Source organism: Deinococcus ficus (assembly GCF_003444775.1).
GTDB classification, from domain to species: Bacteria; Deinococcota; Deinococci; order Deinococcales; family Deinococcaceae; genus Deinococcus; species Deinococcus ficus.
The window spans coordinates 119,902-132,507 of the sequence record NZ_CP021082.1; the positions used below are offsets into that span (position 1 = coordinate 119,902).

9 protein-coding genes are annotated in these 12,606 nt (G+C 68.3%); 6 read left to right on the forward strand and 3 right to left on the reverse strand.

All coding sequences use genetic code 11. The annotated features are described in order from the left end of the window. Nucleotides 1-70 precede the first annotated feature (70 nt). The 6 genes from kdpB to DFI_RS14235 all read left to right on the forward strand — a co-directional run bounded on the left by kdpB (nucleotide 71) and on the right by DFI_RS14235 (nucleotide 8,139). Nucleotides 71-2,110 carry a potassium-transporting ATPase subunit KdpB gene (gene kdpB / locus DFI_RS14210; RefSeq protein ID WP_027463640.1) on the forward strand — a complete coding sequence of 680 codons (2,040 nt, stop codon included), beginning with the start codon at nucleotides 71-73 and terminating at the stop codon, nucleotides 2,108-2,110. 210 nt (nucleotides 2,111-2,320) lie between these two features. Continuing rightward, nucleotides 2,321-2,401 (forward strand): K(+)-transporting ATPase subunit F, encoded by an 81-nt coding sequence (kdpF, locus tag DFI_RS14215; protein ID WP_081425915.1) that lies wholly within the window; start codon nucleotides 2,321-2,323, stop codon nucleotides 2,399-2,401. Then, nucleotides 2,402-4,105 carry a potassium-transporting ATPase subunit KdpA gene (gene kdpA / locus DFI_RS14220; protein WP_027463641.1) on the forward strand — a complete coding sequence of 568 codons (1,704 nt, stop codon included), beginning with the start codon at nucleotides 2,402-2,404 and terminating at the stop codon, nucleotides 4,103-4,105. Continuing rightward, entirely contained in the window at nucleotides 4,102-4,761 is a 660-nt protein-coding gene (kdpC, locus tag DFI_RS14225; RefSeq protein WP_027463642.1) for a potassium-transporting ATPase subunit KdpC, read from the forward strand. Before kdpA ends, kdpC begins: the two co-directional genes overlap by 4 nt. A gap of 3 nt (nucleotides 4,762-4,764) precedes the next feature. Next, nucleotides 4,765-5,853, forward strand: a complete 1,089-nt coding sequence (locus DFI_RS14230) for a universal stress protein (protein ID WP_027463643.1) — start codon at nucleotides 4,765-4,767, stop codon at nucleotides 5,851-5,853. A gap of 99 nt (nucleotides 5,854-5,952) precedes the next feature. Continuing rightward, a complete protein-coding gene (locus DFI_RS14235) occupies nucleotides 5,953-8,139 on the forward strand; it encodes an APC family permease (RefSeq protein WP_027463644.1) in 2,187 nt (728 codons plus the stop codon). Nucleotides 8,140-8,746: 607 nt separating this feature from the next. Here DFI_RS14235 and DFI_RS14240 read toward each other — a convergent pair. The 3 genes from DFI_RS14240 to DFI_RS20965 form a co-directional block, all read right to left on the reverse strand. After that, entirely contained in the window at nucleotides 8,747-9,316 is a 570-nt protein-coding gene (locus DFI_RS14240) for a DUF1349 domain-containing protein (protein WP_043778863.1), read from the reverse strand. A 617-nt stretch (nucleotides 9,317-9,933) separates the two neighbouring features. Further along, entirely contained in the window at nucleotides 9,934-12,015 is a 2,082-nt protein-coding gene (locus tag DFI_RS14245; RefSeq protein ID WP_027463646.1) for a tetratricopeptide repeat protein, read from the reverse strand. 235 nt (nucleotides 12,016-12,250) lie between these two features. Continuing rightward, on the reverse strand, nucleotides 12,251-12,385 hold the full coding sequence (locus DFI_RS20965; RefSeq protein WP_276345307.1) for a hypothetical protein: 135 nt from the start codon (nucleotides 12,383-12,385) through the stop codon (nucleotides 12,251-12,253). Between the last annotated feature and the right edge of the window lie 221 nt (nucleotides 12,386-12,606).

Here is a 12,606-nt window from a genome sequence, read left to right on the forward strand (position 1 = left end):
CTCCCCGCCCCCCAGGCGGAGCATCCGCAGCGATGACTGACATCGAGACCGCCACGCCTGGAGGGGACCCATGACCGCCGCCTCCACCCCGTCAAAACCGGCACCGAAGCCGGGCATCTTCGCGCCGGACCTGATGCGGAACGCCGCGCGGGCCAGTTTCGTCAAACTCTCTCCCCGCGATCAGGCCCGGAATCCGGTGATGTTCGTGGTGTACGTCGGCACGCTGCTCACCACGTACCTCACGGTGGCGAACGTGGTGACCGGCCAGCCGTGGGGGTACGAGCTGGCCATGACCCTGCTGCTGCTCCTCACGGTGCTGTTCGCCAATTTCGCTGAGGGGCTCGCGGAAGCGCGGGGCAAGGCGCAGGCCGCTTCGCTCCGCTCGGCCCGCGAGGAGGTGAAGGCCAGAAGGCTCGTTCAGGGACGCGAGGAAGTCGTGGCGGGCACGCACCTGAAACGCGGCGACCTCGTGGTGGTGGACACGGGTGAGATGATTCCCGCCGACGGTGAGATCGTCGAGGGGCTGGCCAGCGTGGACGAGAGCGCCATCACCGGCGAGAGTGCCCCCGTGATCCGCGAGGCCGGCACAGATCACAGCGGCGTCACCGGCGGAACGCGGGTGCTGTCCGACCGCATCGTCGTGAGGGTCACGTCCGGTGCCGGCGAGAGTTTCCTCGACCGGATGATCGCCCTCGTCGAGGGGGCCAGCCGTCAGAAGACGCCGAACGAGATCGCCCTGAGCATCCTGCTCTCGGGCCTGACCCTGATCTTCCTGCTCGCGGTGGTGACCCTCTACCCGTTCACGGTGTACGCGGGCGCGCCGGCCAGCCCGGTCACGCTGATCGCGCTGCTCGTCTGCCTGATTCCCACCACCATCGGCGGGCTCCTGCCCGCCATCGGCATCGCGGGCATGGACCGGGCCCTCCAGGCGAACGTGATCGCCAAGAGCGGCAAAGCCGTCGAGGTCGCCGGGGACGTGGACGTGCTGCTGCTCGACAAGACCGGCACCATCACCGTCGGGAACCGCATGGCGACCGCGTTCCATCCGCTGCCCGGGGTGAGCGAGACCGACCTGGCGCACGCGGCCCTGCTCTCCAGCCTGGCGGACCCGACCCCCGAGGGCAAAAGCATCGTGGCGCTGGCCCGGCAGCGTGGCGTGGACGCGCCCGAGCCGCAGCATGCAAAGTTCATCGAATTTACCGCGCAGACCCGCATGAGCGGCGTGGACGCCCCCGGCCGCAGCATCCGCAAGGGAGCAGGCAGCCGCATCTCTGCCCTGGCGCAGGAACGTGGTGGCCGCATTCCACCCGAACTGGCCGGCATGACGGATGAAGTGTCGCGCGGCGGCGCCACCCCACTGACCGTGATCGAGAATGACCGCCTGCTCGGCGTGGTGGCCCTTTCCGACATCATCAAACCCGGCATCCGCGAGCGGTTCGCCGAATTACACCGCATGGGCTTGAGAACCGTGATGATCACCGGCGACAACCCGCTCACCGCCGAGGCCATCGCCAAGGAGGCGGGCGTGAACGGCTTTCTGGCGGAAGCGACGCCCGAAGACAAGATGCAGATGATCAAGGAGGAGCAGCGCGCCGGGCGGCTCGTCGCCATGATGGGCGACGGCACCAACGACGCCCCGGCGCTGGCGCAGGCGGACGTGGGGCTCGCCATGAACTCGGGCACGCAGGCCGCCAAGGAAGCCGGGAACATGGTGGACCTGGACTCCGACCCCACGAAGCTCCTCGAGGTCGTCGAGATCGGCAAGGGCCTGCTGATTACCCGGGGCGCGCTGACCACGTTCTCCATCGCCAACGACGTCGCCAAGTACTTCGCCATCCTCCCCGCGCTGTTCGTGACGGCCTACCCCGAGCTCGGCGTTCTGAACGTCATGGGCCTGCACAGCCCCACCAGCGCCGTGCTGAGCGCCGTGATCTTCAACGCGCTGATCATCCCGGTCCTGATTCCGCTGGCCCTCCGGGGCGTGCCGTATCACCCCATGAGCGCCGCGCAGCTGTTGTCCCGCAACCTGCTGGTGTACGGCCTGGGCGGGCTTCTGGCGCCATTTATCGCCATCAAGGTCATCGACCTGCTCATCACCCCCCTCCTGTGAGGCCTGACATGGACCTGCTGTTCGTGCTGCTGACCCTGGCGCTGTTCGGACTGTGCGCCTCGTACCTGAAAGGAATGGACCAGCTGTGAGCGTAGCCACCCTGCCTTCCGCGGTGGGATTGACCGTCCTGCGCCCAGCCGCCCCGATCGTCCTCCACACGCATCCGCTCAGACGCCGCCTGCTTTTTGCCCCTGCTGCACCGGAGTTCGCATGATCCTCGCGCTCGCCCTGATCTCGCTGGCCCTGTTCGCCTACCTGCTGCGCTCGCTGCTTCGCCCGGAGGACTCCTGAATGTCGGCTGCCCTGCAACTGCTGCTCCTGCTCGCCATCATGGCCGCGCTGGTGGTGCCGGTCGGGAGGTGGCTGCACGGCGTGTTCACCGGGTCGCGGCACACCGTCCCTGAGCGCCTGACCTACCGCCTGCTCGCCATTGACCCCGCTGAGGGCATGGACTGGAAGCGGTACGGCCTGACTCTCGTGGTCACCAACGCGGTCATGCTGCTGCTGTCGTACCTGCTCATCCGGCTGCAGGGGCTGCTGCCGTGGAACCCGTCGGACCTGAAGGCCCAGGCCCCCGACCTGGCGTGGAACACGGCCGTGAGCTTCATGACGAACACCAACTGGCAGGCGTACAGCGGGGAGCAGTCGCTCTCGTACTTCTCCCAGATGGCGGTCATCACGACCTTCATGTTCACGTCGGCCGCCACCGGCTTCGCGGCTGCGGCCGCGTTCATGCGTGGCCTGGCCGGCCGGAGCGGCGCGTCCCTGGGGAACTTCTGGGTGGACGCGACCCGCATCATCTACCGCGTGTTCCTGCCGATCAGCTTTGTGCTGGCCCTCGTGCTCGTCTGGCAGGGTGTGCCGCAGACCCTTGATCCCTATGCGGCGGCCACGACGCTGGAAGGCAGGGCGCAGCGGATCGCCCTGGGGCCGGTCGCCAGCCTGGAGAGCATCAAGCACCTCGGCACGAACGGTGGGGGGTTTTTCAGCATGAACGCCGCGCATCCCTTCGAAAACCCGACGCCGCTGACGAACGCCCTGCACATCCTGTCCATGCTGCTGCTCCCCTCGGCGCTGACCTACGCCTTCGGGCGGCTGCTGGGCAACCGGAAGCAGGGCTGGGCCATCTTCGGCGGCATGCTGGTGATGTTCGTGGGCTTCCTGAGCATGACCTACGCCTTTGAGCAGGTGGGAAATCCCATCCTCAGCCGCCTGGGCGCTGACCAGACCGTCACGGCCACGCACGCGGGCGGGAACATGGAAGGCAAGGAGGTGCGGTTCGGCATCGCCCAGACGGCCCTGTTCGCCACGACGACCACCGCGGCCACGACCGGCAGCGTGAACGCCATGCACGACTCGTTCACCGGCATGGGCGGCTTCGTGCCGACGCTCCAGATGATGCTCAACAGCGTCTTCGGCGGCAAGGGAGTGGGGCTCATCAACTTCGTGCAGTACCTCCTCCTCAGCGTGTTCATTGCGGGCCTGATGGTGGGGCGCACGCCGGAATTCCTGGGCAAGAAGATCGAGGCCCGGGAGGTGAAGCTGGTGATGCTGGCGGTGCTCGCCCACCCGCTGAGCATCCTGGGGTTCACCGCCCTCGCCAGCGTGCTGCCCGGCGCGCTGCACTCGCTGAACAACCCTGGCCCCCACGGGTTTTCCGAGCTCCTGTACGCCTACACGTCCGGCACGGCGAACAACGGCTCGGCCTTCGCGGGCCTGGGCGCGAACACGCCCTTTTACAACCTCACCCTCGGCCTGGCCATGCTGATCGGGCGGTATTTCACGCTGCTGCCCATGCTGGCCGTCGCCGGACTGCTGGCCACGAAAACACGCGTGCCCGTCAGTGCCGGCACGCTGCCCACCGACACGCCGCTGTTCGGCGCCCTGACCGTCGGCGTCCTGCTGATCGTCGGCGCGCTGACCTTCCTCCCGGCCCTGACCCTGGGGCCTGTGGCGGACCACCTGCAAATGCAGCAAGGAGTTGTCCTGAAATGACCTTCACCGAACCGCTTCCCATTGACGGTCCGCAGCCAGTACCGGTCGCCCGCCCCACACCGCTGCCCCGCCTGATGCTCTCCGCGCTGCTGGCCGCCGGGCTGTTCACCCTGGTGTGCGGGCTGGCCTACCCGCTGCTGACCACCGCCGTGGCCGGCATGCTGTTCCCGACCCAGGCGCGGGGCAGCCTGATCTCCCGGGCGGGCACCGTCGTCGGCTCCGCCGTGCTGGGGCAGAGCTTCAGCGCGCCGCGGTACCTGCACGGCCGGCCCAGCATCACCAACCGGACCGACGGCCGCGGCCCGGACCCGTACAACGCGGAAAACAGCGGCGCGAGCAACTGGGGCCCGACGAACGCCAAATTGCGGGACGCCGTGCAGGAACGCCTGGCCGCCTTCCGCACGGTGAACGGCCTGAGCGCGAACGCCCCCGTGCCCATCGACGCCGTGACCGCTTCCGCGAGTGGCCTCGACCCGGACGTCTCCCTGGCGACGGCGCTGCTCCAGGTCGGCCGCGTCGCCCGGGCGCGTGGCCTTCAGCCAGCCGCGGTGGAACGCGTCATCCGCGATCACCTCACGCCCCGGCAGTTCGGCGTGCTGGGCGAAGCGCGCGTGAACGTTCTGACCGTGAACCTCGCGCTGGACGGAATGAACTAGCTCATGCCTGACCCGGTCCGCCTGACTCTGAACCGCGACTCCGGCGCGCTGCGGGGCACGCACCGCATGTTCATCGGCATGGCGGCGGGCGTGGGCAAGACCTACCGCGCCCTGGGCAGCCTGCATGAACACCTGAGCGCGGGGGAGGACGCCCTGATCGGGGTGCTGGAAACCCACGGCCGGGAGGAGACCAAGCGGGCGGCGGACGGCCTCCCCGTGTTTTCCAGGCGCGAGATCCAGCATGGCAATGTCACGCTGTCAGAGTTGGATGTGGACGGCCTGATTGCCCGCCGCCCGGGGATCGTGCTGATTGACGAAATCGCGCACACCAACGCGCCCGGCAGCCGGCACGAGAAGCGCTGGGAGGACGTGGAGGCCCTGCGGGACGCCGGCATTCACGTCCTGTCCACCATGAACGTGCAGCACCTGGAATCGCTGAACGACACCGTGGCGCGCCTTACCGGGGTGCGGGTCCGTGAGCGCGTGCCTGACCACGTGCTGCGCGCCGCCGATGAGCTGGTGTTGATCGACCTGCCCCCCGAGGACCTGCGGGCTCGCCTGCGCGCCGGGAAGGTCTACGGGCCGGAGAAGATCGAGCAGGCCCTCGGGAACTTCTTCACGGTGCCGAACCTGATGGCACTCCGGGAAATCGCCCTGCGGCACGTGGCGCAGGCTGTGGAACTGGACGTGCCGGACGGGCAGCCTGCGGCCCATGAGGTCGTGGTGGTGGCGATCGCCGCCGAGGCCACCGCCGCGCGGCTGATTCGCCGGGGCGGGCAGCTGTCCGGGCGTCTGCACGGGGAACTGCATGTGGTCACGGTGCGGGCCGAGCGGCTGACGCCGGAGCAGGGCCGGCTGCTCGGCACCTTCCGTGAGATCACCGGGGCGCTGGGCGGCCATTTTGAAGTGCTCGAGCGGCAGGGGGGCATTGGGGACACGCTCGTCGCCTATGCCCGCAAGGCGCACGCCACCCAGATCGTGATGGGCGAAACCAGCCGCAGCCGCTGGGCGGAATTCTGGCGGGGGAACGTGATCCGCTTCGTGTTGCGGGCAACGCGGGGCGTGGACGTGCACGTGATCAGTCGCGACTGAACGGGGTGCCAGGCACGCAGCGGCGAACTCCACCGCATGCCCCCGGGACTGGCCAGGTGGCCAGTGTCCGGGGGAGAGGTGCTCTCATATCGTTCGGGGATGCCCCTTCCTCCCCCGGCACGCAGCCCGTTCATGAAGTGGTTCCTGGAGACGAACCAGCCGGAACCGGAAGGCTTCTACGAAGGGGAGCAGCAGATCCGCGAGCAGCACCACCACACCCAGCCGTGGTGGAAGGTGATGTGCCTGACCGGCGTGGACTACTTTTCCACGCTGGGGTACCAGCCGGGCATCGCGGCGCTGGCGGCGGGCGCGGTGGCGCCGGTCGCCACGCTGATCCTGGTCCTCGTCACCCTGCTGGGCGCGCTGCCCATGTACCGCCGCGTCGCGGAGGAAAGCCCTCACGGGGACGGGTCGCTGAGCATGCTCGAGCGCCTGCTCAGCTACTGGCCGGGCAAGACCCTCGTGCTGGCCCTGCTGGGCTTCGTCGCCACCGGCTTCGTCATCACGATCACCCTGTCGGCCGCGGACGCCACCGCGCACCTGATCGAAAACCCCTTCCTGCGCCACGCCCTGGAGGGCAGACAGGTGCTGATCACCCTGGTGCTTCTCGCGCTGCTGGGCGCGGTGTTCCTCAAAGGTTTCAAGGAAGCCATCGGGATCGCGGTGGGAATCGTCGCCCTGTACCTGGGCTTGAGTGCCGTGGTGGTCGGCCGTGGCCTGACCGAGGTCGTGGCGAACCCCGCGCTGCTCAGCGGCTGGTGGGAGACGCTGCTTCAGGCGCACACCTCGCCGCTGGCCGTGGCAGGCGCGGCGCTCCTGGTGTTCCCGGCGCTGGCCCTGGGGCTCTCCGGATTCGAGACCGGCGTGGTCGTCATGCCCCTGGTCAAAGGCGAGGCGGGAGACACCCCGGCCCGCCCCCTCGGCCGGATCCGCAACTCGAAGAAACTCCTGACCACCGCCGCGCTGATCATGAGCGTCATGCTGATCGGGTCGAGTGCGGTGACGACCCTGCTCATCCCCCGGCACGAGTTCTGGGCCGCGACGACCATCACCAAAACCCTCAACGCCCGCGACTGGCAGGCGGGACGCGGCACGGTCGGCGTGCCCCTGGATCATCCGACGAGACCCAGGGAGATCTACACCCTCAGCGTGCCCGCCGGGCGGACCGGCACCTACCGCGTCACCGCGGACACGGTGGGCGGCCCGGTCCCCATGACCGTCACCGTCACCCCCGGCGGGCAGACCAGCACCGTGAAGGTGGACACGCCAGCCGGCCGGGCGAACGGCCGGGCCCTGGCGTACCTCGCCCACGACCGGTTCGGGGACGCCTTCGGCACGGCGTACGATGTGAGCACCATCCTGATCCTGTGGTTCGCGGGGGCGTCGGCGCTGGCGGGCCTGCTGAACATCGTGCCGCGTTACCTGCCGCGCTACGGCATGGCGCCCGACTGGGCGCGGGCGACGCGGCCCCTGGTGGTGCTGTTCACGCTGGTCAGCGCGCTCGTCACCGTCCTGTTCCAGGCGAACGTGGACGCCCAGGCCGGGGCGTACGCCACGGGCGTCCTGGCCCTGATGACCTCCGCTGCCATCGCGGTGTTCCTGACCGAGCTGCGCCGCCGGCACCGCCTGACCGCGGCACTGTTCGGGCTGGTCAGCGTGATCTTCGTGTACACCAGCGTGGTGACGGTCAAGGACCGCCCCGAGGGCCTCTGGATCGCACTGTACTTCATTGCCGGCATCGTCGCCGTGAGCGTCTGGTCCCGCATCGGGCGGAGCACCGAGCTGCGCGTGGAGCGCGTCCTCCTGGACGACACGGCCCGCGGCCTCCTCGACAGCGCCACGCACTACCAGGCCCCCGTGCGCTTCATCGCCAACCGCCTGAACGAGGGGGATGACGCGGAATACCAGGAAAAGGCGCTCGAAGTCCGCCTCGACAACCACCTGAGCGCCGGCGAAACGGCCCTCTTCCTGGAAGTCGCCATTCGGGACGCGAGCGACTTCTCCACCACGGTGAATGTCACCGGAACCCGCATCGGCCAGCACGCCATCCTGCGGGCGACCGGGAGCAGCGTGCCGAATACCATCGCCGCCGTCCTGCTTCACGTGCGTGACCTGACCGGCATTCCCCCGCACGTGTACTTCGAGTGGAGTGAAAAAGGCCCCACCCAGAACGCCCTGCGGTTCCTGCTGGCCGGTGAGGGGGACATTGCGCCGCTCACGCACGAAGTCCTGCGCCTCGCCGAGCCGGAAACGCCGCGCCGACCCGTCGTGCATGTGGGGGGCTGAGCGACCGGCATGGCCCGCCGGACGCCTTCGCAGGGGACCGCACTGACCTTTGCCGCGAACACTCTTGTGGGGCGGGCCTGCTGTCGTAACAGCAAATCTGGCAGCCGGAAGGACCCTCACGCCCATTCAGGCACTGTTGATGGTGACGCACACCGCGCTCGTCACGGGCCTCGCTGTGATGGAGCAGTCCCGTCTGGCCCGCCGACTGGACGAGGTCTGCGTTCCGCATCAGTGCGACGCTGGTCCCCCTGAGCCACCCGGACCGGGACGGCGGGCTGGGTACGGCCTTCTGCTGGGGTAACGTTCCTCACGACCTCCTGGCGACGTCCAGGCAATCCCAGCACCTGTGGATGCTGCAGTGTGCCTTGCAGCGGGACCAAAAGCCTGCGTTGGCCTATTGGGCGGGGGACGACCGGGCCGGGCAAATCGGAGTGCCGCGCAGGCGCGAGGGTCTGGAACACGGGGCGTCATGTGCTTCGGCGGCGCAGATCGTGCCCGGGCAGGACACCGGACGCCCCAGCGGTGAAGGCCCCCCGGATGGTGTCCTGCGCGGTCAGCATGGGTCAGGGGCCCCAGGACACAGGAGGGGTCACGTCTGGCCGGCGGTTCAGTAGGGCTTCGAGGCGTCCGGCTCACCCAGCCTGAAGTCCTCAAAGGTCACTTCGAAGCCGCCCCGCTCCGGACTGCAGGCGTACACGCCGACCACGGCGGGCCGCTCCGGGGGAAAGTAGGTGAGCCTCAGCAACTGCCAGTCCAGCCCCGGGAGGCGGGTCTGGATGCTGACCGCATCTCCCCGCCGGGTCATGCGCAGGTCCACGTGCTCCGGCATGCCGGCCGGGCAGACGTTCCAATCACTGTACTCGCGCGTGACCACGGCACTGAGTTGCTGCTGAGAGACGTACTCCACGCCGGTCTTGACCCAGCAGGCGGGATCGGCGCGCAGCATCAGCCCTGCCTGGTCGTAGAGCGCCTCGTACCGTCCCCGCACGCGCACCTGCGCGGTGAATTCCTGCATCGGTGGCGTGTGCAGGACATGCCCGGAATCCCGGATAAACCCGTAGTGCGTCTCACGCCAGAAATCGGTCCGTTCGGAGGTCTGAACGATCAGGGCGTCGTCTCGCACAGTCCAGGAGGGCTCATTTAGCCATGACAGGGCAGTCCAGGTGGGGTGAGGCATACAGTGACTCCTTTTCACTCAGCCAATGAAGGGCTCTGAACGATGAGGACCCGGACACAGGCGGTGTGCCAGACACAGCCCGCCGTCGCCCCTCCCAGCACGATCAGGAGGGTGGGCTGCACGGGTGAAGCGCCGTCATCGGTTCTACCGTACAGGTGCCAGGGGGTTCGCCTGATGTCCTCGCTGAGGATTGCCGCGGGAGAAACGGCGCTTGCTGGCTCCGGCACGAGAAAGGAGTTCGGAACGTGCGGCACAGGTTGGAATCGACGCACCTGCGTCCAGACGCCAGGGATCAGCCGGGTGGCGGTGACCGTGAGCAGGACAGGAGGTCGCCATCAGTCGTCAAGCATCGCAACCCACTTCGCCACTGTCGGAGCGCGGAGCAGACGGGCCTCTCTGGGGTTTGGGGGAGAAGCCGTTTCCCTTCCTCCCTTTTTCCTGCGTTGCCGAGAATGCGTTCCGGCTGAGGCCAGGCAGCCAGACCGGGCATGAGCAGGAGGTCAATGAAACAGGCGGCTTGCCTGGTCTGAACGTCTGATGACGATGGTCACTCTGGGGGGGCAGGACGGGCGGTGGGCCGGAACCCACCGCTCTCCCTCGACTTTGACGCGTTCAGCTCACTTCACGCCGCCGGGGCTGGCGATGAAGCTCCACTTGCCGCTCAACGCGCCCGTGACGTCCGTGATGAGGTCCTTCGACCCGCCGACCGAGCCGCGGGTCGCACCGACCGCCGCGCCCGTGGTGATGGACACGCCGGCGTCCGTCACGCCGTCTTTGCCCCACGACACGTACGCACCCTGCTGCGAGGTGGCGCCCGCCGAGACACTGCCGACTCCGACACTCACGCCTTCCTGGATGCCGACGGTGACGGTGTACTCCTTGCTGCCGAAGCTCTGCGAGAAGGAGCCGAACGCGCCGATCCAGCCGGGCGTGGCCGCCGAGACACTCATGGCGTCGCACGAAATCGAGAAGCCGACGACGCTCACCGAGAACGAGAGGCTCATCCCGTCGTACACCGCCTTGCACGGATCCGCCCTGGGCGTGACGAGTTCGCCGGCAATCGGGTCGCTCGTGTCGGTCGTGGGGCTTTCGTAACAACTGAAGGCCTTGATGTCGTGCGCCCAGTGAAGGGCGTCGCTCACGTACCCCATGAATTCCGTCGTGGCGAGAAACTCGGCATTCAGGGAGAGCCGCTCGTGCCAGAGGGGATCACTGTAGTTCGCGGCCAGGGCGGTTTCCAACCTGTACGCGGCCTTCAGGTACGCGCCGAGGTTTTGCGCGTGGCTGTGCATGGCGCTGCGCCACCTGTCGTTCTGGGTGGACATGGCCGCGTGACACAGCGCCTCGAGTTCCTCGGGCGTGCGCGCCTTCCTGATGAAGTCGTCGGCGATGCAGCCGCCTGAGCAGTGCGAGAAGTCCGCGTCGACCTTGGTGACGGCGAGGGACGACTTGACCTGAGCTTCGTACAGGCGTTTCACGGTCGGCTCGTCGTTCAGGTGCAGGCTTGCCTGCCAGAGCGCTTCGCGGCGCGCCTGCACGACCGGTGACCCTCCGGGTTGGCGCCGGAGTTGCGCCTCGACCTCCTCGCTGCGTTTGCGAATCGCCTCCCAGCGGGCGTGCAGGTCGGCGTGCAACTTCTCGTACTTGTCGTAGAGCACCACCGCGTCCTTGAGGGTTTGCGGCAGCTTCAGGTTCGGCAGGGCGAAGTCCTTGCCGCGGGACAGGTCGAAGGTGAACGACGCGGGCAGGTGCGCCACGGCATTTGTGTCTTTCCCGGACGCGATTTCGCTCACCCCGTCGGCGTCCCCTGGCGCTCCCGCCGGTGGTTTAACAGCGGGCGGCGCTGGGGGGGTGCGGCGCTGGCCGGTGCGGGCATACCGGGCGGCCTGCGCCACCTTGCCCTGGCACGTCAGCACGCGCGCCATCCCCAGCCGCGCTTCCGCCAGCATCGGAGCCCCTTGCAGGGCGCTCGACAGGGCCGCTTCGGCCTCGTGCCAGCGACGCAGGTCCGCCAGGGCCAGGCCCCGGTTGGTGTTCAGGGTCGCGGTATTCGACCACCCGAAGGCGCCCACGTCGCTCCTGGCGAGTTTCATGGCGGCGTCCAGCACGACGAGGGCTTCACCCGGCAAGCCCAGGGTTTCGAGCACCCCGCCAAGGTTGGCGAGGGTCTCCGGATTGTGCGGATCGAGTTTGTGTGCGGTGAGGAGGGCGGCGAGGGCCGCACTCGGCTTGCCGAGCATGGCGGCGGCCAGGGCGGCCTGGGAGGCGTTCCTGGCACTTTTGGCGTCCGGACTGGCCGTGAAGGCCTGCCACCCACGGGCTTCGTTCTTTTCCAGCCAGGTCTGGGCGTTCCCCACGGCCGCGGCAAGCGAGGTCGGGATGGTGGGTGCCGTGGCGGGCGCCGCCTTGACCAGCTGTCCACGCATCTGCTCGAGGGTCTTTTCCATCGTGGCGCGCAGGGGATCGTCGGCCTTCAGACTCGCGACCAGCTTCGTCAGGTTGTCATACCCGGTGAGGACGTCCGGCGAGAGTTTGGAACGGTCGAAGTCCGCTGAGCCGCACGCGGCGAAGCTCGGGAGCTTGGTGGCGAAGCTCGCTTCGGACGGCAGGGGCCGCGCGTCGCTCCAGGCGCGGAACGGGACCGGCACGGCAAGGGCGGTGGAACACGCGGCGAGCAGGACGGGCAGGGACCTTTTCATGGCTGCACGGTACGAGGAGCAGGATGGCTCAGCGATGTCGTGGGGAAGGGCCATCGTGACGCCCTGACCTCCGGCTTACCCCCCAGAGCACCTGACAATTCACGGGGTAGCGGCCAGTGAACCGCGGCCCGCCTCACCCCCCGATCCAAGAGACGTGCCAGCGTCCTCTAAAGAGTGTGGGCTGAGCTGGAAGTGCCCACGCTCCATTGGAGACGGGAGCCGGCGCGCATGTTCTTCAGACGGGCACGAGGTTGTGTCTGGGCGTGATTGCCTCCACCCTGGCCAGGTCGGGGTGGCCGGGCGCACTGATTCCCTGCGCGACCTCCATGGAGAAGCGGCGGCCAATCGTTTCCGGGGTCAGCACGATCATTGACCGGGAGAAGTCGGGGGATTCTTGTCGATGCGAGCCCTTCCCCGAGGCGCGAGGAGGGTCTGGCCGCCGTGATGCTCCACCAAGCTGGAAGGGAATGCGGGCATGTCCTGGTCGGGCTCACCGGGCACCCCGGTTCGCGTGACCAACGCTGCTCGGCGTCATCGTGACCGGGTTCACCCGGAAATCTGCGCGCAGCCGCGTAGAATCAGCAGATCCCA